Genomic DNA, 25,366 nt, shown 5'->3' on the forward strand with positions numbered 1-25,366 from the left:
CGGAACCGCCGGCCGCACCGGTGGTTCAGTACCCGATGGAGCGCAGATAGTCGGCGAACTTCTCCGCCCCGTCCACGATGCGCGGGCCGCTGATCGCCTCGCCGTAGTCCAGGACGTAGAAGTGCTCGTCGCGCACGGCGGGCACCGATTCCAGCGCGGGGTGCGACCGCAGGAAATCGATCTTGTCCTCGGCGGGCAGATCACCGTAGTCGATGATGACGATCACCTCGGGCTGCGCCTCGATCACGGCCTCCCAGCCGATCGACGTCCACCGCTCGTCCAGGTCGGCCAGGATGTTGCGGCCACCCGCCACGGAGATGATGTCGTTCGGCGGGGCGTGTGCCGCGGCGGTGAACGGCTGGTCGGTCCCGGAGTCGTAGACGAACACCTCGGCGGGCTCGCCCTCGGGGTGGTCCTCCTCCACGGCGGCGACCCGGTCGCGCAGCTCCGCGACGACCTCGGCAGCCCGGTCCTGGACGCCGAAGATCTCACCGAGATCGGTGAGGTCGATGTAGAGACCCTCCAGGGGCGTGACGTCCACCGCGCCGTCGCCGTAGTTGTAGCAGCTCTCGGTGTGCATGTAGCTGTCGATCCCGAGGTCGTCCAGCAACTGCGGGGTGATCCCGCGTTCTTCGCTGAAACCGGAGTTCCAGCCGGCGAACACCCAGTCCGCGCCGGCATCGACCACGATCTCCCGGTTCAACAGGTCGTTGCTCAGCCGTTCGATCTGCTCGAACTGCTCCCGGTACGGGGAACGCTCGATCGCCGGGTCGTTGGTGGGGGTGGCGATCCACCCCCGGATCTCGTCGGTCACGCCGAGCACGAACAGCTTCTCGGCGCCGCCGCCCTCGTAGACGACGGGACGCTCCGGGCGCGGATAGGTGGTCTCGCGCCCGCAGTTCTCGATGGTGACGAGGTCGGCGTCGTCGACGGCCTGCGGTGCCACCTCGGCCCCGCAGGCGCTCACGGCGAGCACGCCGACGGCCAGCATCGGCCACACTCGGCGTGGGAGGCGCAGGGTCATGTCCTGGTTCCTTCCGGATGGTGTTCGGTCAGCTCGTAGAGGAGCTGCGGTGTTCCGGTGACGGGATGGCTGACGACGGTCGCCGCCACCCCGAACACGTCGTGCATCAACTCCGGGGTGAGCACCTCTCCGGGCTTCCCGACGGCGACCAGCTCGCCGCCGGAGAGCACACCGATCCGATCGCAGGCCGCGGCGGCCAGGTTCATGTCGTGCAGCGCGATCAGGACGGTCAGGCCGGCGGTGCGCAGGAAGGACAGCAGCTCGATCTGGTGTCGGACGTCGAGATGGTTGGTCGGCTCGTCGAGCACGAGGACCTGCGGCTCCTGGGCGAGGGCCCTGGCGATGTACACCCGCTGCCGCTCGCCGCCGGACAACGTGAGGATGCTGCGATCGGCCAGGTGCGCGACGTCGGCGCGGCGCATCACCGCCGCGCACAACTCCTCCTCGCGCGCGTCGAGCGCCTGATCGTCTCGCAGGTGTGGGGCCCGGCCGAGGGCGACGACCTCCCGGACGGTGAAGTCCAGGTCGGTGCTCGCCTCCTGGGTCAGGGCGGCCACCGAACGGGCGCTCTGCCGCAGAGTCAGCTTCGCGAGGTCGACGTCGTCGAGCAGCACGGCGCCCGCGGTGGGCCGCAACGCCCGGTACACACAGCGCAGCGCGGTGGACTTCCCGCTGCCGTTGGGGCCGATGAGCCCGACGATCTCCTCGTTCTCGACGGCGAGGCGCAGTTCGCGTACGAGGGTCCGTCCGGCGATCTCGACCGAGACGGCGTCCAGGGTGAGCCGCATTCACCGACCTCCGAACACGTAGCCGCGCCGACGCATCAACGTGATGAACACCGGGACCCCGACCAGGGCGGTGATCACGCCCAGCGGCAGTTCGCGGGGCGCCACGAGCGTCCGGGAGACCAGGTCGACCCAGACGAGGAACAACGCCCCCGCCAACGGCGTGATGATCAGGACCTTGGCGTGGCTCGAGCCGAACAGCAGCCGGACCAGGTGCGGCATCACCAGTCCGACGAAGCCGATCGCACCGCTGACCGCGACGATCGCTCCGGTCACGACGGCGGTGAGCAGGAACAGTCCCCGGCGTAACGCCGCGCTGTCCACCCCGAGGCTGCCCGCGGTCTCGTCCCCCATCGCCATCACGTCGAGCGACCGGCTGCGGCGCTGGAGCACGACGAGGGCGATCAGGACGGCCGCGGTCGCCACCGGCAACGACGTCCAGGTCGCCGCGCCGAGGCTGCCGAGCAGCCAGAACAGCACGGTCCTCGCCGCCTCGCCGTTCGGCGAGAGGAAGATCATCACCGTCATGATCGCCTGGAATCCGTAGGCGAGCACGACCCCGGTGAGCACGAGTCGCAGCGGGCTCAGACCGGCCTTGCTGTGTGCGGCGGCGTAGACCAGCGCCGAGGCGACCAGCGCGCTGAGGAAGGCCGCCGCCGACAGCGCGTAGACGCCCAGGGCGGCGAAGGCGCCGAACACCACCACCGCGCTGGCTCCCACCGAGGCGCCGGAGGAGATTCCCAGCACGAACGGGTCGGCCAGGGCGTTGCGCACCATCGCCTGCACGGCGACGCCGATCACGCTCAGCCCCGCGCCCACCACCACCGCCAGCAGCACCCTCGGGGTGCGGACCTCCCAGATGATCGTGTACTGCGAGACGTCGACGGCGTCGATCGTCCCGCCGGTGAGGGCCGCGCCGAGGAAGCGCAGGGTGTCGCCCAGCGGCACCGTGGTCGGGCCGAGGCTGATCGCGACGACCACCGACACCGCGATGGCCAGCGCGAGGGCGACGGCGGTGAGCACGAGTCCCCGGCGACCGCGCAGGTGACCTCCGCGGCGAGCGGCCTGTGCCGTGGACGTCGCCTTCGTCGAGGTCGAACGGCCGCCCGGTTCGACTCCGCCGGGCGTCGACTCGGACCGGTCGGCCGGGTCCTGTCGTGCCTCGATCGGCGTCGCCTCGACGGTCGCCGGATCGACTCTGGTGACCGCGGGCTCAGGTCGGGAGGGCGAACCGGGTGGGGTCACCGGCCCGCCTCGTCGCTGCGGTCCGCCGGCAGGTGGGCGAGGTCCGCCCGAGGCGTGTTCCGCCGCCGAGAGTCGGCGACCGGCATGGTCCTACCTCCGAGTCATGCACGCCGACATGCGGGCGGCTTCGGGTGATCACGGCCGCGATGCAGTCCCGCCCTGCTGTCTGTGTCGTCGGCTCCGGTCACGTCGGCGGTGTCCGCGGCCGTGCGACCGGCGGGCCGATCCGGCCTGCTGGGAATGAGCTGTCGCGACTCAGCCTCACACCGAATGGAAATCATTGTCAATAGGAATGCATGATCGTGCATGAGTCGATCTCATCGACATCCCGCTCGCCCGGGGACGCCGCCTCGGGGATCGCGGCGGCCCCGTCCCACCTCGCCGCGTGAACGGCCACGAAAGCCGACGGAAGATCGCCGACGTCGCCGTCGACGCCGCCCGCACCGCGCGCCGGTTCGCCGGAGCCCGCGCCGGCGATGCGCGTCGCCCGCTCGCACGGCACGGCGAGATCGAGAGGCAGGGCATGCCGAGCATCGCCGCCACGGGCCGACCGGCCACCGTGCCCGGCCCGCCCTGCACAGCGAGGCGGGCGGGGTGCCGATCGGCACAGCAGCCGACGGCCTCGGCGACGGTCCCCGCGGCCGGGTACCCGAGAAGACCGTCGACAGGCCGTCGGATGAGACGGAGCAGCAGACCCGCCCGCGCCGACCGCGGGGACCGATCCCGGACATCGGGCGGGGCCGGTCGGACGGGGCCCGCGTCTCCGACGCCGACGGCGAAACCGTCTCGTCGGCGTCCCGAACGTCTCGTCGTCGGCCGCCGTCACGCGGTCCCGTCCGGCCGTCGCCTGCGCGACGGCGGGTCGCCGGCCGCGACCACACGCCGCGGCACGCGCGTCCACGCCCTCTGAAGAAGGGGCGAATCCGGGTCACGGCGTGGCGGCCGGGCCGTCGCACCCCTGTCCCGACGGCCCTCCCACATCCGCCGCCCCGGCCACCGGTCCGACCACGGCGAGCGGGCCCGGCCGCCCCCAAGCCGGCCGGGTCCGATCACGGCCGCAAGCCACCCCGGACCGGCGAACCGGAGACGATGCCCTGCCGCGTCGCCACCGCGACCCGAATCCCCCTTCGGTCGCCACGGCAGGGTGCTCGTCTCCGTCGCCTACGGGCCCGGGAGTGGATCTCGTGCCCGATCTCATGATGTCGGGCCCTGAGGACAGGCGGTATCCCAGAATTCTGGGGGTACGGCGTGCCACCGGCCGAATGCGCGCAGTATCGTCGTGTTGATCACGGTGGCCGTCGTCGTACCGGGCGCCCCGCCCCGATCCTCCGGCTCGGACCACGTCCGTCCACCGGGAACCCGGGAACGAGCCCGCGGACCGGACGACACGTCGCCAGAGCGGCACACGAGAACGGGAACCGCATCGGTGGTGAATCGTCGACAGCGCGAACGGCAGGCCCTCGGGGATCTTCGGGACCTCGCGAAGGCGGGCATGAGCTCCAGAGAGCTGTTCGCCGAGCTGGACGACCTGCTTCCCTCGGTGATGGGATTCGAGGCCGTCTGCTGGCATCACACCGATCCGGTGACCGGTCTGCCGACCTCGATGGTCAGCACCACCCTCGATCCGCGCGGCATGGGGCCCGCGATGGACCTGGAGTTCGGCGGCGGCGACATCGCCACGATCCGGCAGATGAACGCGCAGGGCAGCCTGGTCGCCGCCCTCAGCCAGGTCACGGAGGGACATCCGGAACGCAGCATCCGCATGCGCGAACACCTGTCCGTGTACGGGTTCGGCGACGAGCTGCGGCTGCGCTTCGATCTCGGCGAAGGGACCTGGGGGTTCGCTGCCCTGATGCGGGAGAAGGGACGCGGCCCGTACTCCACCGAGGAACTGCGCTTCGCCGGTCAGGCGAACCGGCTGATCACGGGTGCACTGCGCCGCAGCTACCGCCCGGAGACCCGACCCGCCACCGCCGCCCCGGTGCCCGCCGTGATCGTCCTCGGACCGAACGACGAGCTGGTCGCCGCCGACCAGCCGGGGCATGCACTGCTGCTCGAACTGGCCGACTCCGTGTTCGACGTACTGGCCGTGCCCGCCGTGTTCCTGGTCATCTCCCGGTTGGCCCGGCACGCCGAAGCCGACCCGAGCGGCATCCCGGCGACGATGCGGGTACAGACGCGCGCAGGCCAGTGGATCATCCTGCGTGGCTCGGTCCTCCACGGCGTCGGCCTGTCACAGGTCGTGGTGACCGCCTCGACGCCGACACCGACCGAGATCATGCCCGTGGTGTTGAGCTCCCACGGCCTGACCCGCCGCGAACGGCTCGTCGCCGCCGAGGTGCTGCGGGGCGGCAGTACCAGAGAGATCGCCAAGGCGCTGTCCCTGGCGCAGGCCACCGTGCAGGACCACCTGAAGTCGATCTTCGTCAAGGTCGGCGTGCACAGCAGGGGCGAACTGGTCGCGCTGCTCACCCTCGACGGGCCTCGGCTCGATCAGCCCGCCTCGAGCGACCGAGGCTGAGCCGCGGCGGCCCGCACCGTCACGCCGGTCCGTGACCTGCGACGGATGCAGCCCGAGAGGGAGCCGCCCCCGCCCTCCGCGCTCGGGCCGCGCGACTCACTGCTCGGACTGATTCGTCGGCCCCTGCTCGGCGAGGAAGCGCTCGAACTCGGAGCCGATCTCCTCGGCCGTCGGCAGCGCCTCGCCCTCCTCGACCAACAGGCTGCGCTTGCCCGGCGCCAGCGCGAAGGCGTCGTACTGGCGTTCCAGAGCACGCACCACGTCCGAGACCTCGGCGGACTCCACCACCTGCCGGTCGATCTCGACGTTCACCCGCTCCGCCGCGGCCGTCAGCTCCGCCGAGGACAGCGACAGGCCCGCGGCTCGACTCACCGACTCCAGCAACGTCACGGCCGCCGTGGGGTAGCTGGACTGAGCGAGGTAGTGCGGCACGTGCGCCGCGAAGCCCATGGCGTCCAACCCGGCCTCGCCCAGCCGCAGCTCCAGCAGGGCCGCCACGCTGCCGGGCACCTGGAACCGATCCCCCAACGCCGGGTGGCCGCCTGCGGTCCACTCGTCCAGCAGCTCGGTCCGCGTGGCGTGCGCCACCACCCCGAGCGGCCGGGTGTGCGGCACGCCCATCGGGATGCCGTGGAAGCCGACGGCGAGCCGCACGCCCCACCGGTCCATCAGACTGCGCACGGCGGCGATGAACAGCTCCCAGTGCCGGTCGGGCTCCGGCCCGGTCAGCAGGAGGAACGGCGTTCCCTCCTCGTCGAAGAGCTGCCAGACGACCAGCTCCGGCTTGTCGTAGGCCGCCCAGTGGTCGACCGCGTAGGTCATCGTGGGACGCCGCGACCGGTAGTCGATCAGACCGTCGACGTCGAACCGGGCGACGATGCGGCCCTCACCGCCCTCGGCGAGGTGCTCGGCCAGCAGCCTGCCCGCCGAACCGGCGTCCATGAACCCCTCGAAGTGATGCAGGAGAACCGCACCGTTCAGGTCGGGGACGTCGGAGTCCACCTCGTACAGATCCCGTGGATCGAGCACCACCTGTAACCTCCAGCCGTTCGGCCTGCCTGTCGTCGCTCAGGTGCAACGCGGCACGACCTCGGTTCCATCCCGCATCCGCGGACCAATTCGACGACCCGCGTGAGATCGTCGCAACAGTCTCGACGAGTGCCGTCCCGGGCGTCCCGGCGCCCTCGGCGGGACGACCCTCACGATCGATCCTGCCATCGCCCGCCGACGCGTCGCCCCCCGCGCCGCCTCGCGGGCGCCGGTCGAGAGCGGGTCGACGCGGGCGCGTCGGAGCGGTCTCATCACGGCCTGCCCGCGCCGACGCCGTCACGTGGGCTCGCCGCATCCTCATCCGGGCTCCCCCACGACATCTCCGACATCTCCGCGCGGGCTCGCCCGTTCCGTCTCCGCGCGGGCTCGCCCGCTCCATCCACGCGCGGGCTCGCCCACTCCATCCACGCGCGGGCTCGCCCGCCGAGACCGCCGACGAGCCGGGTAGAAATAAGGGAGAACCGAGGAGATCGACCACAGGACGGGCGGGCGGATGCTGTCATCACGCGTCGACGCGGCGACACGTGCCGCGACGCGGCCACGCGGGCGTCCGAGGCCGATCGACGCAGCAGACGCCTGCGCCGCGACATCCAAGGCGCACGCGCCCTCGCCGGGCTCCACCGCCCCGGTGCCGCGGTCCTCGTGTCCCCCGCGCCCCGCAGGCCGATCCGCCGGTCGAGACCACCCACAGCGGGCCGGGGACCCGACGGGCCGGCAGCCGCGGACGCCGCGCGCCGCGATGCCCACGCCAGGAGAGGACCTCACGTGACCGGATTCGTCGACGGGCTGCGCGACCGCCTGAGACGGCTGTTCCAACGGCACGGATCGGTGGATCTCAAGCCGTTCCGGCGCATCGTCGCGGCGGCGGGCGCCGACGCCGACGCCGTCGCGGACTGGTCCGACACCAGGCTCACCGAGGCAGCCGACCGCCTGCGTGCCGCGGTCCGCGCGACGGCCGAGGAGCAGGAGGCCGGTCAAGCCAAGGGCGGCAGGAGGCGCAAGGGCGGGCCGACGCACCCCCGGTTCACCGACGCCCAGGCCGCCGAGTTCTGCGCTGTCGGACGCGAGGCCGCCGAGCGCGGCCTGGGTCTGCGGCCCTTCGACGTGCAGCTCGTAGGCACCCTGGCACTGCTCTCCGGACACGTGGTGGAGATGTCGACCGGCGAGGGCAAGACCCTCTCCGGTGCGCTGGCCGCCGCGGGCTACGCCCTCCAGGGCCGCCGGGTGCACGTGCTGTCGGTGAACGACTATCTCGCCCGCCGCGACGCCGAGTGGATGGCGCCCGCCTTCCGCCTCCTCGGAGTGACGGTGGGCTGGGTCAACGAAGGCTCCACCTCCGAGGAACGCCGCGCGGCCTACGCGGCCGACATCACCTACGCGGCCGTGAGCGAACTGGGCTTCGACGTGCTGCGCGACCGACTCGCCACCGACGCCGAGCAGATCGTCGTCCCCACACCGGATGTCGTCGTCGTCGACGAGGCCGACTCGGTGCTGGTGGACGAGGCCAAGGTGCCGCTGGTGCTGGCCGGAGCCCGAGGGGCGGGCGTCGCCGACCAGGAGATGACCAAGGTGGTGCGCAGGCTCCGGCTCGGCAGGCATTACGAGGTGGACCAGGACGAGCGCAACGTCTTCCTCACCGACGCGGGCACGGCCGAGGTCGAACGGGCCCTCGGCGGCGTCGATCTGTACTCCGAGGAACACGTCGGCAGCACCCTGACCAGGGTCAACATCGCCCTGCATGCCCACGCGCTGCTGCACCGCGACGTGGACTACATCGTCCGAGACGGTCGGGTCCAGCTCATCAACGCCTCGCGAGGCCGCGTCGCGCTGCTCCAACGCTGGCCCGACGGCCTCCAGGCGGCGGTCGAGGCCAAGGAGGGGCTCGCCGTCAGCGAGAGCGGCGACGTGCTGGACGAGATCACCGTCCAGGCGTTGATCGGCCGCTATCCGACGCTGTGCGGCATGACCGGCACCGCGATGCCCGCCGCCGAACAGCTCTACGAGTTCTACCAGGCGTCCATCGCGGTGATCCCGCCGAACGAGCCCTGCGTCCGCGTCGACCGGCCCGACCAGCTGTTCCAGACCCGGCAGGCCAAGGAGGCGGCGATCGTCGCGGAGATCGCCGCCCGGCACGCCGAGGGCAGGCCGGTGCTCGTCGGCACCCAGGACGTCGCCGAGTCCGAGCGTCTCGCCGAGCTGCTGGCCGAGGCCGAGGTGCCCTGTGTGGTCCTCAACGCCAAGAACGACGCCGAGGAGGCCGCCATCATCGCCGACGCGGGCGCCCACGAGCGGGTCACCGTGTCGACGCAGATGGCGGGTCGGGGCACCGACATCAAGCTGGGCGGGCACACGGGCGAGGGTCGCGACCGGATCGTCGAACTGGGCGGGCTCTGCGTGGTGGGCACCGCACGCCACCCGAGCAGGCGACTCGACCAACAGCTCCGCGGCCGCGCGGGCAGGCAGGGCGACCCCGGCGACTCCGTGTTCTTCGCCAGCGCCGAGGACGAGCTGATCACCCAGCACGCTCCGGAGGCCGCCGACCGACTCGCCGCCGACGAGGATGGAAGGCTCACGGGCCGCGACGCCCAGCAGGTCTTCGACCACGCCCAGCGCGTCGCCGAGGGCGTCAGCCTGGAGATACATCGCAACACCTGGCGTTACACGAGCCTGGTCTCCCACCAGCGCGGTCTGGTGAGCGAGCGGCGCGACGAACTGCTGCGCACCGACCTGGCGAGTCGCGAGGCCGCCGAACGGCACCCCGAGCGGCACGCCGACCTCGTCGAGGAGGTCGGCGAGGAGGCGGTCGAGCAGGCGGCCCGGCTGATCGCGCTCTACCACCTCGACGACCGGTGGGCCGACCACCTGGCCTACCTGGCCGACCTGCGGGAGAGCATCCACCTCCGGTCGTTGGCCAGGGAGAACCCGCTCGACGAGTTCCACCGCGCCGCGATCCCGGCGTTCCGCGAGATCCTCACCGAGGCGGCGGACAAGGCCGCCGACACCTTCGCCACCGCCGAGATCACCGCCGACGGGGTCGACCTGGAGGGCGAGGGGCTGCGCAGGCCCAGCGCCACCTGGACCTACCTGATCAACGACAATCCCTTCGGCACCGAGGCGGACCGGGCCGTGCGCGGCCTGCGGGCCATGATCGGCGGAGAGACGACCAAGACACCGCGCCGGAAGAAGACGGACTGAACCGACGCCCCAGCCTGCCGACGAGGCGGTCCCCTGCCCAGCTCTGAGCGACCACGGGGCCGCGCCCGATGCCGGCCCGCAGGCTCGATACCGACGGCGAGGCTCCGGTCTCGCGCCACGGCCGTCGGCTGCCATCGCGCTCGGCTCGGCTCGGCTCGGCTCGGCTCGGCTCGGCTCGGCTCGGCTCGGCTCGGCTCGGCTCGGCTCGGCTCGGCTCGGGACCAGGATGATGCCCGATCACGCCGCAGCCGCAAGAGAACCCGCCGGCGAGGCGGTGCCCGAGGCGAGTGCCGCCCGATCGGATCGGGGTGAAGGACGCCGGCCGGTATGGCGGACGCACGGCGTCGCCGGCTCGGCTGTTCGCCGGGCCGGCGGCAGGGGGCCGAGCCAGAAGCCGACGCCCGACGCCCGACGCCCGACGCCCGACGCTTCGTCACCCGGCCGGTCGACGAGTCGAGCGTTCGGCGGCACGAACGATGTTGCGCACCATGCCGCCGAAGACCACGCCGTGGAACGGCCACACCAGCCACCAGTAGAGATGCCCGGCGAGGCCGTGCGGCAGGAACACGGCCCGCTGCCGATACCGGGTGCCCGCGCCGCGGGGTTCGACTCGCATCTCCAGCCATGCCCGGCCGGGCACCCGCATCTCCGCCCGCAGCCGCAGCAGGGTGCCGCGTTCGATCTCCTCGACGCGCCACCAGTCCAGCGCGTCACCGACGTGCAGCCGGGCCGGATCGCGCCGACCGCGCCGCAGCCCGACGCCGCCGACGAGCCGGTCGGCCCAGCCTCGAACGGCCCACGCCAGTGGGAAGGAGTACCAGCCCCGTTCTCCGCCGATGCCCTCTACCACCCGCCACACCGCCTCGATGGGCGCGTCGGTGTCCCGGCTCCGTCGATCCTGGAAGACCGAGCCGCCCGACCAGGACGGGTCCGAGGGCAGCGGGTCCGAGGGCGCCCCCGGCGGCGAGGCGCCGGACCAGCGGGTCTCGACATCGGCCGCGCGCACCCTGGCCAGGGCGAGCGACACCGAGCACCGGTAGTCCCGAAGCCCGTCGGTCGGGTCGCCGACGACCCGCCGGATGTCGTCCTCGGCGCAGACGACCTCGTGCACGAGCGACTCGACCAGCGGTGTGGCCAGGCTCCTCGGCACGGGGGTGACCAGGTTGACCCAGAGCGAGGACAGCCGAGGAGTGAGCAGCGGCACCGGCACGACCAGGCGGGGGCGCAGGCCCCCCACCTCCGCGTAGCGGCGCATCATCTCCCGATAGGTGAGGACGTCGGGCCCGCCGATGTCGAAGGTCCGGCTGATCTCGGCGGGCAGGCTCGCGCAGCCCACCAGATAGTGCAGAACGTCGCTGATCGCGATCGGCTGCACTCGGTTGTGCACCCACTTCGGAGTGACCATGACCGGCAGCCGCTCCGTGAGGTAGCGCAGCATCTCGAAGCTCGCGGAGCCGGAGCCGATGATCACGGCGGCCTGCAGAACAGCGGTCGGCACCCCGGAGCGCAGCAGGATCTCCCCCACCTCGGCCCGCGAGGAGAGATGCTCCGACAGCTCTGTCGATGCGGGGTGCAGCCCGCCCAGGTAGACGATCCGACGCAGGCCGGCCTCGCGCGCCGCCTGCGCGGTGAGCAGCGCGGCTCGGCGGTCCCTGGCGGCGAAGCCGCGCGACTGCAGGGAGTGGACCAGGTAGTAGAGCGCGTCGCATCCCTGGACGGCCGCGCGCACGTCCCCCTCCGCCGTCAGGTCGCCCTGCACGACCTCCACGGCCGACGCCCAGGGGACGTCTCGCAGCTTGGCGGGCTGCCGCACGAGGCAGCGGATCCGATGCCCCGCGTCCAGCAGCGCGGGCACCATCCGGCCGCCGATGTATCCGGTCGCACCCGTCACGAGGATTCGCACAGCCCATTCTCGCGTCCGGTCCGAGGCGCCGCAGCGTGTGAGCCGGTGTCGGGTCGTCCGGTGCGGTGTCGAGTCCGGCGCGGCGCGGGTCGCGCACATGCCATCATATTCAATCAAGACTGAAGAGATAGGCTATGCAAACTCCATTGTCGATCCGTGGGACGGCGCGGCGAGTCCGATGTCCGGCGAGAACCGTCGGTGACCGCTCGACGAGGACACACCGGGCTCGTTCACGTCGGCGCGGCGCGTCGAGGCCCGATGGCATCGTCCATCCGCGCCGTCGGACCACGTCGAGGCACTGCCGCGGACACCCCGCTGCCGACGTTCGGCGCCTCCGGGCAGACCGCCGGCCGGCCGCCCGAGCCGTGGACCTGCGTCGACTTTGACCGCGGTTCGGCCCCGGACCTCGGTCGCCGGGACCCTCTTCGGCGCCCTGGCGCCCTGGGTCCGGGCACGGTCCTGGCCGTGGTCGCCGCCGTCACGTCGCGGGTCCTGCCGTCGGACCGAGGCCGAACCGCACCGGTCGCTGGGCCGGCCGCGCTGCGCGAGCCCGTGAGATTCCCGCCGCACGGCCGGGGAATCGCACGGCCGAGGAGTCGGCGGCCGTCGGAGGACAGCCTGCCGACGAACGAGGCGATGCCCTCAGGGCACGCCCGCCAGACTCAGGCAGCCCGTGCCTGCCCTGACGGACCGTCGGCGTCGACGTGGTCGGCGGCGGCCTGTCCCGCGTGGACGAGCGACCTTCCGCGCCGAAGGCGGTGACAGGCCCGCATCGTCCACACTAGACACAGTGGCATCCCGCACAGGCGGGCGCGGAGCCCCGACGAAGGCGAGGCGGCGATGGACATCCGGTCGGCGGGCATCATCGCGAAGCTGTCGCGGGCGAGAGCCGATCCACGTCTCCTGACGTCCTTCGGAGCGAAGAACCACGAGTACACGCTGAACGCGCCGTCGACGGAGTCGACCGTCGCCGCGTTCGAGGCCGAGCACGGCATCACGCTGCCCGACGGCTATCGACGGTTCCTCCTCGAGGTCGGCGACGGCGGGGCCGGGCCGAGCTACGGGCTGCTCCGCCTGTCGGACGCCTACGCCGAGGTCTCGGACTCCTTCCCCGGCGCACTCCGCGAACCGAGCCCCTTCGTGCCGGGCGCCGAGTACGGCGAGGACTGGTGGGACGACTTCTGGGGACCCGACGACCGTCCCGATCCGCTTCAGGGCACGCTGGCCGTCGTCCACCACGGTTGTGCCGACTACACGCAGCTCGTGGTGACCGGGCCGGGCCGGGGACGGCTGGTGAACGTCAACCTCGACGGCTCGGTGCCGCCCTACGTCCTCGAGGATCGGGACTTCCTCGACTGGTATGAACGCTGGCTCGACGAACTCCTGGCGGGACATCGCGTCGCAGGCTTCGGCGCCAAGCTGCCCGGGGACGAGGCGACACTGATCCGTGTCCTCGCCGCCGACCCCGCCGCGAGCCGCCGAGCCCGCGCCGCGACGTCGTTGGCTCACCTCGCGCGCCTGTCCCCGGCCGCCGTGCGGGCGCTGGCGACGGCGACCACGGACCCCGCCGCGATCGTTCGGACCGCCGCCCTCGGCGTCGCCTGGCGGGCCGGGATCGCCATCGAGGACGCGGCACGAAATGCCTTGTCCGATCCGGAGGCCGCCGTGCGAGCCGAGGCGATCAGCGTGCTGCGCGTCCACCGCACGTCGGACCTCGCCGCCCGGGCGACGGCGCAGCTCGCCGATGACGACCGTGACCTGATCCACCGTGCCCTGTGGGCCCTGGCCGACAGCGGCGAACTCACCTCGGCAGCCGTCGCGCCGCTTCTCGACCACACGGACCATCACATCCGGGGCTCGGCCGCGGCTCGACTCGTCGACGCCCGTGACTCCGTGATCGGCGCTCTCGATCATGCACTCCGCGACGGGCATCCCCGCGTGCGGCTCCTGGCGGTCCAGACGGCCGATCGGCGCGACGAACGAGGCCTGCTTCCCCGGCTGGCGGGCATGCTCGCCGCCGAGACCGACGAGGGGGTGCTGATCAATCTGCGTCGAGTGGTCGGGAACTGGACGGACCGGCCGTCGACGCCGGACGGCCCCGCCGCGGCCGCGGATGCTCCCGCCGCGGCACCGTGATCCGGCCTGCGACGGGCGGGATCGGTCGGGCGGGTTCGGCGAGCCCACTGGATCGGCGTCTCGACCACCACTCGACCGGCGACGTGAAACCCGACGGCGCAGGACGGGCGTCTGTGCGGCGCCCGCCCTGCGCCGGGGAACCGAGGCGGGCTGCTTCGCCGACGATCCGGCATCCACTGTGGACCCGGCTCGACGATGCCTCGGGCAGATCGCCGAACGCAGGCCGGTCGCCTTTCGTCGGTAACGTCGGATGTCATGGGACTCGCGCTCTTCGATCTGGACAACACCCTGGTGGACCGCGTGCAGGCGTTTCACCGCTGGGCACGGGAGTTCAGCGCCGCGCACGCCTTAGGCGCCCACGCGGTCGGCCTGCTGCTCGCCATCGACGACGACGGACGGCTGCCCCTGGATCGCTTCTTCGAGACGGTGCGTGACCGGTTCGGCCTGGCGGCGACGGCCGACGATCTGTATGCGGACTTTCGGCGTGACTACCCCGGACATGCCTCGTGCCCACGCGAGGTGCTCGCCGGACTCACCGCGCTGCGGGCCGCCGGCTGGCGGGTCGGCGTCGTCACCAACGGACCCACCGCGCTCCAGGATGCCGTTCTGGACGGCACCGGCTTGACCGCCGTCCTCGACGGCTGGGTCGTCTCCGAGGCGGCGGGCGTCCGCAAACCCGACCCCGAGATCTTCGCCCTGGCCGCCCGCCGGTGCGGCACGGATCTGACCGACTCGTGGATGACCGGCGACCATCCCGACGGCGACGTGATGGGCGGGATGTCCTCCGGAGCCCGTACCATCTGGGTCCGCCGCGACAGGGCGTGGCCCGAACGGCTGCCGCCGCCGGCGTACCAGGTCGACACCGTCCTCGAGGCGCTCCGCATCATCAGCGACCACTCCGCGGACTCGCCACACCAGCCATGACCGGAACTCCCCCGCGGGGCGTGCCGGGGCGGCGATCGCCTGTCGGACCGGAGCGAGGACGCCCTCGCGGCCTGTTCCCGGCCGCGGACGCGGCCCGCCGTCGCGGGGGCCGGGGCACGGACGCCGCGACGACCGAACCCGGATCGGACGAGGCTCAGGCGTTCGCCATCCTCGACAACCGCCGCAGCTCGCGCGGAGTCCTCCGCAGGAACACGGCGTCGTCGTCGGTGAACTCCTCGGCGACCCGCGGATCGACATACGACAGGCCGAGGACCTCGTACGGCAGGACACTGGCCTTGCGCCACATCCACACGCCGCGCAGCCGTTCGCCGAACACGTCGGCACAATGCACCGAGAATCGCCCGTCGAACGCCGCGCCGAGCTCGTTCGGAACGTTCGTGTCGGCGACGGCGACCGCGTCGACCCAGGCTGTGACGACCGCCCGCTGTCGTCGCAGCGTCTCGCGGGGAACACGTAGATCGAACATGAACTGGATGTCGTCCGGTGTGCCGTTGGGTCCCGAGGTGCGATCGCCCAGTCGGACCTTCCCGACGAGCAGTCCCCAGATCGGGACGCCGTGGTCGCGAAGCGTCTCCGACGCCTGTGCGAGCGACTCGGCGCGCATCCGTCGCCAGCGGATCTCTCGGTAGACGAAGTGCCAGGCGGCGGCGAGCACCGACCCGACGACCAGCACCATCAGTACGACGGCGAGCACCCGACGCACCGGACCGGTGGAATTCCCGTCGAAGCCCAGGCCGCCGGAGAACAGGGCCACGGCGGCGACGAAGAGCGCGATGAACAGCAGGACGGCGCGCTGCCACCAGGCGGGCACGATGACGTACTCGCGGAGCAGCTCTCGTGGGGAGTCCCACTTCGGCAGCGACTCGGCGCTCGGGACCCACAGCCGGGAGCCGTCGTCGTCCACCGTGTCCCAGATTCCCTGCGGATTCCCCGGCCACCGTGTCTCCATCACGACCCCCTTCTTCCCCAGGAAGCCATAGTGTCATGGGCAATGACATCAATCCGAGAAATCGAGTAGCCGTCGTCGACCGCCTACTCGACGCAAGGGGGGCCGCATGACGTTCGAATTACGACTTGCCCAGCCGGAACTGGACACGTTCGTCGAGCCCGTCTCTCCTGTGCTGCAACGTTCCTATCGCACGAGTCGACGCCATCAACTGCTGATTCTGAGCGCCTTGTGGGCGGCGTTCGGGGCATTGTTCGTCGGGGTCACGCTGGCGCTGCTGCTGGGCACCGACTGGTTCGACCTCCGACTGCCCGGGCCGATGCTGCCGACGGCCGCGTATCTGTTCATGCCGGTCGTCGCGATCTGCTGGCACCAGATCTCCGGTGGACCTGCCCGCAAGGTCTACGGATACGCACAGGCCTCCCTTACACAGACTCACAACGTCAGCCGGAGCCCCGGCCACTCGCATCCCGCGAGCCGAGTCGCCTCGGCGGCGGGGTGGCTCGTCGGCTGGGTCGTCGCCGTCATCGGCCTCTGGGCGGCACCGGCCTCCGAGGCGGGTCCGCTGGGCCGTGCCGCCGCGGTCCTGGTCGCCGTCCTCACGGCAGGCGTGGCCGTCCTGATTCTGATCGACGCCGCGCGGAAGCTGGCGATCGGGCGCGACTGGTTGCGACGCGCCGAGCGGCGCCGCGCCGAGGTGATCGGGCACGGTGAACACCGGGTCGCCGTGGTGACCGAAGTCGAGCCGGTGGACACGTGGTTGGACGGGCTGCCCGTCCTGCGGATGACGCTCGAGTGGACCGATTCGAGCGGTCCGCGCCGCGAGTCCGTGCGGTTCACCGACTATCCATGCTGGGCGCCCGCCCGAGGCGGCGAGTTCGACGTCCGGGTCGACCCCGACGCACCGGACGATCCGATGCGTGTCTTCCTGCGACGCAGACTCGTCGGACGCCGTTCGCCGCCGATCCGGAGTCGCTGCGCTCTCCCGCCCACGGCGACACCGGAGCCGGTCCGGTGCGGCCCGCCTGGGTGGGCGCCGACGGGCTGACGCCGAGGGGCCACGCGGGGCGCTGGGTGCCCGCCGTCATCGCCGTCCTCTGCGCGGGCATCGGCGCGCTCGCCCTCGCCGTCACCCCGTCGGCCTTCCCGACGATGGTCTCCTGGCAGGTGGGGCTCGTGGCCCTCCACGCCCTCTGTCTGGCGGGCAGCGCCGCGTTATGGGTCGCACTGTGCCTGCGACTGCGGTGGATCGTCGAGAGAGGACGCGGCACGAGTCTGGTCCTCGCCCTGCCGTTCGTGAGCATGTTCGGCGTCGCGATCTACGTACTCGGCGGCGACGCCGTGTGGGAGGCCGGATATCAGCGCGGCATCGAGACGTGGGCGGTGTCGCTCCACATCGCCTCGGTCGTGGCCGCGCTGGTGACCTACGCGCTGTTCTTCGTGTACATCATGAGGGCGGACCGCTTGTTCAACTCGGGCATCGCCGTTCCGGGCGAGGAGGTCGCCGAGGCGATGCGCAGCCACGATCCGGCACGGGCGCACGACCTGTACGCCCGGACCGGCTACCGCATCGGCATCCTGCAGGGCTCTTAGGCTCGACGGCCGCCTGCGACTCCCGTCCGCGTGCCCCGTCGCTACGCCGGTGTCCCCCATCGGAGCCGGCCGCTCGGGATGCGGAAGCCCTGCGCGCGCCGTCGATCGTTCCTCTCGGCACATGGGGCGAACGGGGTCGCGATCACAACGCGCAGTGCCCGATCCGGTCACGCCGATCCGTCCCCCGACGGACGACGCGGTGACCGCCCGGCATGGGCAACCCTCGAACGTATGACCGCGTGCACCGCCGCCACGTCGTCGTCGACGCTGACGCCCGTGCGATACCACGGTGTCGAAGCCCGGCGTCTCGTTCGGGCCCTTTATGGAGAACAGCTCGACCTGTACGGCTTCGCCGACGACCCGGACGACACACCCGGAGACCATTTCGACCCGCCGCGCGGACTGTTCGTCGTGGCGCGCCTGGACGGCATGGCGGTGGCGTGCGGCGGCATCCGGCTGCTCGACCGCCGGACTGCGGAGGTCAAGCGGATGTACGTGTCCAGGTCGCATCGAGGCGCGGGCATCGGCCGCCGTGTCCTACGCGGCCTCACGGCACGCCCAGATCGGCGGCGCGACACGGATGCTGCTGGAGACCGGCGTCCGCGATACCGCCGCGTTGCGGCTCTATCGACGCTGCGGCCATGTGCCGCACGCCCTTATGTCGACGGACGAGATCCGCGCGTCAACCCTGCGTCGACCAGGATTCTCGACGGCGTCGGCTCTCCGCCCTCGCCGACGAGGACGGCGGACCCGCGGCCGCACGACCGCTAGCGCACGGACGCCCTGCGTCACACGGTCGATGAACCGGCGGGCTCCGGTGCGCCGAGCGCCGTGATGGCGGCGCCGACGAATCGGATGGCGTCCCTGGTCCGAGCCTCCGCCGCATGCCCCACGTGGCCCGCCCCCTCGACGAGGCGGAACGAGTGTGCAATGCCGAGTTCCGTCAAGATTCCGTGCAGGTGGGCGGCGCCGTGATGAAGCAGGAACTCGTCGGCGGCGCCGCAGTCGAGGAGGATCGCGAGTCCACCGGCGCGAAGTTCCGCGGCATGCCGCCGGGCACGTCCGTGGACGCAGTTGCCCTGATACGTGGCGAGGTCGGCGCCCATGGCGGCGTGCAGCTCGCCGAGGATCGAAGGCCGGTTCGCCTCGGGAACCGAGACGGGAGTCTCGCCGGGGAACACGGCGGGCGACAGCGCCACCACCGCGGCGAATCGCTCCGGAGCGGCGAAGGCGATCTTCAGCGCTCCATAGCCGCCCATCGACGCACCCAGCAGCGCCGTACCGCCGAGCGGGCCGACGGTCGCCGCGAGGTGTGCGGGGAGCTCGTCGCCGACGAGCGACTCCCACCGCGGACCGCCGGCTCGATCAAGGTAGAAGCCGTCGCTGGTCGGCGTGCTCGGGCAGGCCACGACCGCGCGAGGGAACTCGCCGACGTCGAACAGCTGCTGGTAGAGCGGACGAGCCTGCTCCAGGGACGCCGAGGAGGACAGCGCCCCATGCAGGTGGAGCAGCAGGGGCAGCCGTTCGCCGTCGCGGTGGTCCGAGGGGACGAGGACGCGGTACTCGACGTCCTCCCCGACGGCGGTCGACGGGAGTCGACGCCGGGAGACGCGCAGGGTGGCTGTGCTCATCGGTCCTTCTTCGGGGTCGGGTGGTGCGGTGCGAGACGGGCGCAAACATACTACCGTGGTAACTTTTTCTTCATGGAAGAAATTGGGCTGCGTGAGCGCAAGCGCAGGGCGACCCGCCAGTGCATCTCCGACCGGGCGACACGGCTCTTCGAACGCGACGGCTTCGAGAACGTGACGCTCGCGCAGATCGCCGCTGCCGCCGACGTCTCCGTGAAGACGGTGACGAACTACTTCGGTGCCAAGGAGGATCTCTTCTTCGACGCGGAGCCCGCCGTCCTCGACGCACTGGTGGCGACGATCGCGGGAAGATCGACGACGACCACTCCAGAGGACGCGATCCGACCGCTCGCACTCGACGGCCCGCTTCTCGCCGACCATCGGGCATGGGCGTCCGTCAGCGCCGCGGAGTGGGCGGCGATGCGCGCCTGGAGCCGATGCGAACGGGACTCCCCGACGCTGTCCACCCGCCGGTCCGCCGTCCTGCACTCCTGGCTGGAGCCACTGGCACGGGCCGAGGGCTCCCGGCCGTGGGCCGCACTCGTGGTCGGCCTGCTCATGCTGCGCCACGACATCCTCCGGGACGGACTCGTCGGGGACGCGCACCCGGCCGACATCGAGCGGGACGTACGCGAGCAGGTCGGCCGGGGTTTCGAGCTCCTCGACCAGGCTCGACCGGATCGACGAGGTCCGCGAACGGACCTGTGACGACCGCCGAGCGGACGGCGTCTCGGCCGCGAGCCGATCCATCGCGGGGCGTGGCAGCGCGAGGCCGGGCGCGGCCGCATCATCGCTCGGTCATGGGGCCCAGAGGCATGGTCCACGCCTCGGGTGAAGCCCTCGACATGCTGACGAAGCCGTCCGGTATCGGTATCCGGACCGCCGAACCGACGAACCCGTCGTCGACGTGGTCCGGCCGCCTGCCGCACGAGGCGGCGGGCGGGAGAAGGGCGGCGGGGCGCACACGGGGCACGCGGCGTCCGACACCTCGCGATCTCGGCCAGACACACGGTCCCGCCGCCGGACACGCGCAGATCCCGCCCTCTCCCCTCGGCGACGACGCCGGGCGCCTCGACCGGACGTCGACATCGATCGGGTCATCGCGCATCCCGCATCTCACGTTCCACCGCGCCCGCACGTCTACCTGGTATGAGCCCGAAGCCCTTCGAGCAGATCGTCACCGAGCACGGGCCCCTGGTGCTACGCGTGTGTCGAGCCGTCCTCGGTCAGACAGACGCCGAAGATGCCTGGTCGGAGACCTCCCTCGCCGCCCTACGCACATACCCCGACCTCCACCGCACCGCCGCTGTCCAGGCCTGGCTCATCACCATCGCCGACCGCAAGGCGGTCGACATCACCAGAACACGCGCCAGAGACCCCGTCACCACCGCCCCCGGCCTACCGGCAGCCTGCGAATCACGATCTGCGGAGCCCTTCCGGCTGCGGCGCACGACAGCGTGCCGTCGCCGCGGGAGCACGTCGTGCCGATGGGGCGCCGGTGTCCCGCGGCTCCGCTCGCACCTCGGCGTACCCGGCGGGCGCGACCTAACCGATCCGAACCCACCACGCCGCCGAGGCGCCGTCCCGCCGAGCACCTCGGGCGAGCGTCGAGGCGCCCCGGAACAGTCCGGGCGGCCGCACTGGCCGCCCACGGCGGCGCTGCGACATGGAACGAGGCTCGAGGCTTCCGACCGATGCCGCCCCGGACTACGCCGGCCGTCTGCTCGCCGACGCAGCGACCATCACCGGTGCGGCCGGCCGGGCGAGGATCGCCGTCATGCGCCGCGGCGGACTCGGGTGTGTGACATGGCTAGTCCTGATCACCGCGCCCGGTGACGCGTCCGTGGTCGGCCAAGACCTCGCCGATCACGTGCCGGTTGACGGCGGCCAGCGCGGGGTTGGTGTCGATACTGTTGGCAAGGGTCAGCAACGCCTTCCACAACGCCCAGCCACGCGCACGGGCCCAGGCGCCCTCGTCGAGGTCCATCATGTGTCGGAAGGCGCGCCTGCTCTCGCCCGCGAACATCGTCCAGGCGATCACCAGGTCACAGGCGGGATCACCGACACCGCAGGTGCCGAAGTCGATGACGGCCGCCAGCTCTCCGTCCGCGACGAGAAGGTTTCCGAAGGCGATGTCACCGTGGAACCACACGGGCTCGCCGGTGTGCTCGGCGGCCAGGGCGGCCTCCCAGACCGCGGTCGCCCGGATCGTGTCGACCTGTCCTTCGAGCGCGGCCAGGCAGCGGCGGGTCTCGTCGTCGTAGTGAGCGGGCGGGGCGCCGCGGTACCAACTGTGCGCCCCGGCGTGCGGACCCCCGGTGGTGTCGCAGCGTCGGAGGGCGCCGAGGAACTCCGCCACCGACACCGCGAACCGCGACATGTCCCGAATGTTCTCGGCATGGGCCGTCCGGCCAGGCAACCATCCTCGCACGGACCAGGGGAACGGATATCCCTCGCCCGGGGCGCCCTCGGCCAGCACGACCGGCACGGGAAGGGGCAGCGAGGGCGCCAGCCGAGGCAGCCAGCGACTCTCCTTCGCCACGGCGGGCACATACCCTGCCGCGGTCGGCAGCCGCACCGTCATCTGATCGCCGAGCCGGTAGGTTCGGTTATCCCAGCCGTCGACCTCGACAGGGGTCACCGCCAAGCCGCTCCACTGCGGGAACTGCACGGCGATCAACCGTCTCACGAGTGCGGCGTCGATGCCTGCGCGGCCGTCCGCAGAAGGTGGGCCCATGCTGAAATCGTCCTAGGCGCCGTCGACGACGGCAACGGATTTTCGCCCGACTGCGGCACGGGATGGTTCTGGAGGCTCCGCCGGGATCACCCGGCCATACGAAGCCCTGCCGATTCAGCTTTGGCGGTCAGCACGCTTTCGCGAAGAGCGGCCTCTGAGCGGTGCGCGCCGACGTCCCTCTGGGGGATGGCGCTCGCGACGATGTCTCCGGACGTCCAGCCGTCGTCGATGACGCCTGCACCGACAAGCCGTGATCAGGGTCCAGCGCGCTCACCGAATGGCGGTGTCATCGCCCGTCTCCCGGGGAAGAAGCGATCGCGCTCCCCCATCGACCGATTCCCGCCGGCACCCGACCCATCGACCCGTCGTCGCGCAGCGACACTCGACGTGACCCGCTCCGTCGAATCGACGGCATGACGGCTGCCTGAGGAAAGCATGTATCAGCACGTATCAGTGCCATGAACCGCCATCTCGCCGCGACTGCGGCACTTCTCCCTCCCTCGCCGGAAACGCAAGCGGATTATTCCTCCATTCGACCACCCCGAACAACGAAGCGTGGCACGAGCAGGCACCGGAGGCCCCCGACCGACGCGCCGCCACCAGTACGGCATACCCGCCGCGAGCCGGTCTCGCTGACCGAGGCGCACTGACGCTCCGTCGGCGCACGAGACAGGGAGGAACACGGGCGCGTCGAGCGCCACCCTTCGGCTGGCGAGCCGTCGGCCCACAGGGCCACGGCCCGCCGAATCGTCCGGGTGCTCACGATCCGCCGCGAGAATGCTGTCGTCGCAGGTCAACGGCAATTCGGGGGGCCTGCGCGCACGCCGCTGCGGATGTTGTACTCTTATGAGGCACCGATGAGGTGCGGCCGGGACGTGGCGCAGCTTGGTAGCGCACTTGACTGGGGGTCAAGGGGTCGCAGGTTCAAATCCTGTCGTCCCGACGGTCACGAAGCCCCGCTGAACCAGGCGAAAGCCCAGGTCAGCGGGGCTTTTCGTATCGTGGTGTCAGTGTCGGTGTTGATCTAGACCGCGCGCAGTTGTGGACCACCTGTGGACCGACGGGCGGCCAAGTGGGCGCTGAGGGCCGTTCCCGCGTCGTCGAAGGATTGGCGGTCCGGGTGGAGGTACCGCTGCGTCGTCGACAGCGACCCGTGTCCCGCGATGAGGCGGAGGACATGTACCGGCACACCCGCATCGGCCATCCACGTCAGTCCCGTGTGCCGCAGATCGTGGCGCCGGAGATGCTCGAATCCCAGCTTCGCCACAACGTCGTCCCAGTGCGTCGCGTCCCTTAGAACCGCCGTTGAGATTCGACCATCCCGGGGACCAGTGAACACACGCGCTTCCGGGTCCGGTCCCGCCGCGTCGAGCCTCTTAGCGACGAGATCGCGGATCTCGCCGATCAATGGAACCCACCGCCGCCGCTTCCCTTTGGTGCCCTTGTCCATCAGCCCCCCGGGGCCTGAGGTCGTCTGTCTGCACACCGTCCACCGCCAGGACTTCCGATCGATGTCTCCCACTCGAACGCCGGACACTTCACCGATCCGGGCGGCAGTGCACGCAGCGAACGTCACCACGTCGCCCCACCCCTGGTAACCATCGGCTGATCGTTCAACGAGTGCGCTCGACAAACGAACCAACGCATCCCAATCCGGCAGAGCCAACGAACGAGGGTCGTCGAGTTCATCCTCGGCCTGCCGGAACTCATGTTGCCACCCGGTGACGCGCGCCGGATTTCGATCAATGATGCCATCACGCACAGCCTGTTCCATGATTCGCACCAGAATTGCCAACGAATTCTTCACCGTCGACCGACCACATTCGTCGGCGATCCATGATCGCAGGCCGCGATCCACGACCCCGTTGGTGATCATGCGAACCGGAATGTGCCCCAGTGTTGGGACGACACGCTTCCGCCATCCGGCGCGATACGGATCGAGCGTCTTCTTTTCCAGACCACGCGTTGCCAAGTCCATCACTGACTCGCCGAATTCAGCCAGAGACATCGTAGCCATAAGCGGATTCACCCCGCCTTGTGCTGCCTTCTTAAGCTCATCAATCCATTTCTGAGCCGCTTCGAGGCTGTGGAACGACTCCGAGCGAGACAGGCGCCTCTTCGTGTGCGGGTCAGTCCACCGCACCCGCGCACGGTACGGGGTCGGCCTGTTGAGCAGTTCGATGTCCCCGCTGAGCTTCATTGCGGGGGGCGGGACCTGCGGGATGGCCATCAGGCACTCCACCCTTCCTGAGGGGGCGCAACATGCGAAACATCCGCAACATTGCTGGTCAGAGCCGTTGCGGCTGAATCGGGTGTTGCGGATGTATCCGCAACACGGTCGGGGAGTGCAACAAGCTGACCTGCGGTGTTGCGGATGTTTCGCTCGTTGCGGGTGTCGGGAGGGAGGTAGCGAGACCAGGCGTCAGACAGGCCGGTCTCCCCCGCCTCCGTGTACCCACGAGGCGTCTTGCCGCCGTCGCGGAAGACGGTCGGTTTCACGCCATACCTGCCGAGTTCCTTCGCGAGTCGACGTCCGTCGAGGGGCTTGCCGTGAAGGTCACCCCAGGGCGCTTCCTCCATGTCGTTGAGTTCCCAGAGCAGCCGCGCGGTGGGCATCCTGTCGACCTGGTCGCGCTGGTAGATCGCGCGGATGTCGGCGAGCAGGCGCACACCGAGGGAGGCTTCCTCGGCCGTGGCGGACTCGATCACGAAATGCCTGCACGCAGCACGGGCCGTCTCGGGCCAGTCCCCACCGGCGGCTTCAGCGATGGCCAGCAGTGGTTCCCAGATCTCGGCGGGGCGGTCGGTGACGCCGTCGGGCATGGTGGGGACGGTCGCGCCGATGGTGTCGGCGATCGAGGCGGCCCAGCCGGCGAGGGCGTCCCGCAGGGGGACTGCCTCGGCTTCCACGGTCTGTTCCCGGAAGGGTTCGACGGTTTCGCCGGGGCCGCGTCGCCGCATGTGGACGGTGATTGCGCGGGTGGTGATGGTAGTCGGCATGTGTCCGGCGATCCCGGCCAGCGCGGCCGGGGAGTAGACCCGCAACTTCTCCACGCGCACCGTGCCGTTCTCTGTGACACAGCGCGGAATGGTCGCCGTCCGCTTGTATCCAGCGTTGAGCATTCCGCGTAGGTCCTCGGTCCCGGAGGCTTTCGGATTGAAGACGGTGTCGACCTCGTCGAAGAGAATGGTCAACGGCTTCTCGGTGATCATGCGGAACAAGGCCGCCGTCGAGGGGGAGAGGATCATCTCGGGCCGGTACACCAGGAATTGCGCGACTTCGAGGACGCGGGTCTTGCCGCTCCCGGGTTCGGCGCTGGAGAGGATAAGTCGCGGGGTGACGTAGAACTGATGGGCAAGGTGCGTGTGTGCATACCACAGTGCCAGCATGGGCGCGCAGTGCTGGGACGGGAATACGTTGAATCGTTGGATGAACCGCTGGATGTCGTCGAGTATCCTGCCGCCGTCGGGCATGGGAGTGACCTTTCTGAATCACAGTGTGGAGTGCAGCCTCGCGGATTGCATACGGAAACGGTCCGCGCCCCAGACAGGTGCGGACCGTTTCCGTACGGGTTCACCTAAATCACGCCTTACGGTTCTTCAGCTTGAGAGGGACGGGCGCGTTGACTTTCGGACAGTTGGCGTAGTGCTCGCCGGA

19 protein-coding genes and 1 tRNA gene are annotated in these 25,366 nt (G+C 70.9%); 10 read left to right on the top strand and 10 right to left on the bottom strand.

Going from position 1 to position 25,366, the window contains the following annotated elements; all coding sequences use genetic code 11:
- Window positions 1–25: 25 nt before the first annotated feature.
- The 3 genes from AHOG_RS17200 to AHOG_RS17210 are packed head-to-tail and all read right to left on the bottom strand — an operon-like array spanning window position 26 to window position 2,853.
- Window positions 26–1,024: an ABC transporter substrate-binding protein gene (locus AHOG_RS17200; protein ID WP_093942272.1), complete on the bottom strand. Its 999-nt coding sequence runs from the start codon at window positions 1,022–1,024 to the stop codon at window positions 26–28.
- Entirely contained in the window at window positions 1,021–1,812 is a 792-nt protein-coding gene (locus tag AHOG_RS17205) for an ABC transporter ATP-binding protein (RefSeq protein ID WP_093942273.1), read from the bottom strand. The genes AHOG_RS17200 and AHOG_RS17205 overlap by 4 nt, the downstream gene beginning before the upstream one ends.
- Entirely contained in the window at window positions 1,813–2,853 is a 1,041-nt protein-coding gene (locus tag AHOG_RS17210) for a FecCD family ABC transporter permease (protein WP_093944540.1), read from the bottom strand.
- A gap of 1,693 nt (window positions 2,854–4,546) precedes the next feature.
- Here AHOG_RS17210 and AHOG_RS17220 point away from each other — a divergent pair.
- The gene (locus AHOG_RS17220; protein WP_157736872.1) at window positions 4,547–5,575 is read left to right on the top strand and encodes a helix-turn-helix transcriptional regulator; all 1,029 of its coding nucleotides are present in this window, start codon (window positions 4,547–4,549) and stop codon (window positions 5,573–5,575) included.
- Window positions 5,576–5,671: 96 nt separating this feature from the next.
- Here the strand turns inward: AHOG_RS17220 and AHOG_RS17225 are convergent, their stop codons facing one another.
- Entirely contained in the window at window positions 5,672–6,607 is a 936-nt protein-coding gene (locus tag AHOG_RS17225) for a proteasome assembly chaperone family protein (RefSeq protein WP_093942276.1), read from the bottom strand.
- 783 nt (window positions 6,608–7,390) lie between these two features.
- Here AHOG_RS17225 and secA2 point away from each other — a divergent pair.
- Window positions 7,391–9,820, top strand: coding sequence for an accessory Sec system translocase SecA2 (gene secA2 / locus AHOG_RS17230; protein ID WP_245856276.1), 2,430 nt, complete (start codon window positions 7,391–7,393; stop codon window positions 9,818–9,820).
- Window positions 9,821–10,253: 433 nt separating this feature from the next.
- Here secA2 and AHOG_RS17235 read toward each other — a convergent pair whose 3' ends face one another.
- Complete coding sequence (locus AHOG_RS17235) at window positions 10,254–11,723, bottom strand: SDR family oxidoreductase (protein ID WP_245856277.1); 1,470 nt, start codon at window positions 11,721–11,723, stop codon at window positions 10,254–10,256.
- An 840-nt stretch (window positions 11,724–12,563) separates the two neighbouring features.
- Here AHOG_RS17235 and AHOG_RS17245 point away from each other — a divergent pair.
- Window positions 12,564–13,859 (top strand): SMI1/KNR4 family protein, encoded by a 1,296-nt coding sequence (locus AHOG_RS17245; RefSeq protein WP_093942279.1) that lies wholly within the window; start codon window positions 12,564–12,566, stop codon window positions 13,857–13,859.
- 255 nt (window positions 13,860–14,114) lie between these two features.
- The gene (locus AHOG_RS17250; RefSeq protein WP_157736873.1) at window positions 14,115–14,783 is read left to right on the top strand and encodes an HAD family hydrolase; all 669 of its coding nucleotides are present in this window, start codon (window positions 14,115–14,117) and stop codon (window positions 14,781–14,783) included.
- A 154-nt stretch (window positions 14,784–14,937) separates the two neighbouring features.
- Here AHOG_RS17250 and AHOG_RS17255 read toward each other — a convergent pair whose 3' ends face one another.
- Window positions 14,938–15,756, bottom strand: coding sequence for a hypothetical protein (locus tag AHOG_RS17255; RefSeq protein WP_157736874.1), 819 nt, complete (start codon window positions 15,754–15,756; stop codon window positions 14,938–14,940).
- 103 nt (window positions 15,757–15,859) lie between these two features.
- Between AHOG_RS17255 and AHOG_RS17260 the strand changes: the two genes are divergently transcribed.
- The 3 genes from AHOG_RS17260 (at window position 15,860) to AHOG_RS30545 (ending at window position 18,114) form a co-directional block, all read left to right on the top strand.
- Window positions 15,860–16,798: a hypothetical protein gene (locus tag AHOG_RS17260; protein WP_093942282.1), complete on the top strand. Its 939-nt coding sequence runs from the start codon at window positions 15,860–15,862 to the stop codon at window positions 16,796–16,798.
- The gene (locus tag AHOG_RS17265) at window positions 16,765–17,343 is read left to right on the top strand and encodes a hypothetical protein (RefSeq protein ID WP_093942283.1); all 579 of its coding nucleotides are present in this window, start codon (window positions 16,765–16,767) and stop codon (window positions 17,341–17,343) included. Before AHOG_RS17260 ends, AHOG_RS17265 begins: the two co-directional genes overlap by 34 nt.
- 231 nt (window positions 17,344–17,574) lie before the next feature.
- Window positions 17,575–18,114 carry a GNAT family N-acetyltransferase gene (locus AHOG_RS30545; RefSeq protein ID WP_211290429.1) on the top strand — a complete coding sequence of 180 codons (540 nt, stop codon included), beginning with the start codon at window positions 17,575–17,577 and terminating at the stop codon, window positions 18,112–18,114.
- 17 nt (window positions 18,115–18,131) lie between these two features.
- Here AHOG_RS30545 and AHOG_RS17275 read toward each other — a convergent pair whose 3' ends face one another.
- Entirely contained in the window at window positions 18,132–18,974 is an 843-nt protein-coding gene (locus AHOG_RS17275) for an alpha/beta hydrolase (protein ID WP_093942284.1), read from the bottom strand.
- Window positions 18,975–19,046: 72 nt separating this feature from the next.
- On the opposite strand from AHOG_RS17275, the gene AHOG_RS17280 reads away from it, so the two are divergent.
- Window positions 19,047–19,679, top strand: coding sequence for a TetR/AcrR family transcriptional regulator (locus AHOG_RS17280; protein WP_093942285.1), 633 nt, complete (start codon window positions 19,047–19,049; stop codon window positions 19,677–19,679).
- A gap of 441 nt (window positions 19,680–20,120) precedes the next feature.
- The gene (locus tag AHOG_RS30550; RefSeq protein WP_093942286.1) at window positions 20,121–20,807 is read left to right on the top strand and encodes an RNA polymerase sigma factor; all 687 of its coding nucleotides are present in this window, start codon (window positions 20,121–20,123) and stop codon (window positions 20,805–20,807) included.
- Here the strand turns inward: AHOG_RS30550 and AHOG_RS17290 are convergent.
- The gene (locus tag AHOG_RS17290) at window positions 20,782–21,708 is read right to left on the bottom strand and encodes an aminoglycoside phosphotransferase family protein (RefSeq protein WP_093942287.1); all 927 of its coding nucleotides are present in this window, start codon (window positions 21,706–21,708) and stop codon (window positions 20,782–20,784) included. The two genes, AHOG_RS30550 and AHOG_RS17290, sit on opposite strands and share 26 nt — an antisense overlap.
- An 869-nt stretch (window positions 21,709–22,577) precedes the next feature.
- Here AHOG_RS17290 and AHOG_RS17295 point away from each other — a divergent pair.
- Window positions 22,578–22,651, top strand: a tRNA-Pro gene (locus AHOG_RS17295).
- An 81-nt stretch (window positions 22,652–22,732) separates the two neighbouring features.
- Here the strand turns inward: AHOG_RS17295 and AHOG_RS17300 are convergent.
- Complete coding sequence (locus AHOG_RS17300) at window positions 22,733–23,938, bottom strand: tyrosine-type recombinase/integrase (RefSeq protein ID WP_093944542.1); 1,206 nt, start codon at window positions 23,936–23,938, stop codon at window positions 22,733–22,735.
- Window positions 23,938–25,182 (bottom strand): DUF3631 domain-containing protein, encoded by a 1,245-nt coding sequence (locus AHOG_RS17305; protein ID WP_093942288.1) that lies wholly within the window; start codon window positions 25,180–25,182, stop codon window positions 23,938–23,940. Before AHOG_RS17305 ends, AHOG_RS17300 begins: the two co-directional genes overlap by 1 nt.
- Window positions 25,183–25,366 lie beyond the last annotated feature (184 nt).

The sequence above is a fragment of the Actinoalloteichus hoggarensis genome (assembly GCF_002234535.1).
Lineage (GTDB): Bacteria > Actinomycetota > Actinomycetes > Mycobacteriales > Pseudonocardiaceae > Actinoalloteichus_A > Actinoalloteichus_A hoggarensis.

What these genes read in the sequence shown, in the direction of transcription:
- AHOG_RS17200 (WP_093942272.1), bottom strand. Translation starts at nt 1,024, where the DNA reads ATGACCCTGCGCCTCCCACGCCGAGTGTGGCCGATGCTGGCCGTCGGC.
- AHOG_RS17205 (WP_093942273.1), bottom strand. Translation starts at nt 1,812, where the DNA reads ATGCGGCTCACCCTGGACGCCGTCTCGGTCGAGATCGCCGGACGGACC.
- AHOG_RS17220 (WP_157736872.1), top strand. Translation starts at nt 4,547, where the DNA reads ATGAGCTCCAGAGAGCTGTTCGCCGAGCTGGACGACCTGCTTCCCTCG.
- AHOG_RS17245 (WP_093942279.1), top strand. Translation starts at nt 12,564, where the DNA reads ATGGACATCCGGTCGGCGGGCATCATCGCGAAGCTGTCGCGGGCGAGA.
- AHOG_RS17250 (WP_157736873.1), top strand. Translation starts at nt 14,115, where the DNA reads ATGGGACTCGCGCTCTTCGATCTGGACAACACCCTGGTGGACCGCGTG.
- AHOG_RS17260 (WP_093942282.1), top strand. Translation starts at nt 15,860, where the DNA reads ATGACGTTCGAATTACGACTTGCCCAGCCGGAACTGGACACGTTCGTC.
- AHOG_RS30545 (WP_211290429.1), top strand. Translation starts at nt 17,575, where the DNA reads ATGACCGCGTGCACCGCCGCCACGTCGTCGTCGACGCTGACGCCCGTG.
- AHOG_RS17275 (WP_093942284.1), bottom strand. Translation starts at nt 18,974, where the DNA reads ATGAGCACAGCCACCCTGCGCGTCTCCCGGCGTCGACTCCCGTCGACC.
- AHOG_RS17280 (WP_093942285.1), top strand. Translation starts at nt 19,047, where the DNA reads ATGGAAGAAATTGGGCTGCGTGAGCGCAAGCGCAGGGCGACCCGCCAG.
- AHOG_RS30550 (WP_093942286.1), top strand. Translation starts at nt 20,121, where the DNA reads ATGAGCCCGAAGCCCTTCGAGCAGATCGTCACCGAGCACGGGCCCCTG.
- AHOG_RS17290 (WP_093942287.1), bottom strand. Translation starts at nt 21,708, where the DNA reads ATGGGCCCACCTTCTGCGGACGGCCGCGCAGGCATCGACGCCGCACTC.
- AHOG_RS17300 (WP_093944542.1), bottom strand. Translation starts at nt 23,938, where the DNA reads ATGGCCATCCCGCAGGTCCCGCCCCCCGCAATGAAGCTCAGCGGGGAC.
- AHOG_RS17305 (WP_093942288.1), bottom strand. Translation starts at nt 25,182, where the DNA reads ATGCCCGACGGCGGCAGGATACTCGACGACATCCAGCGGTTCATCCAA.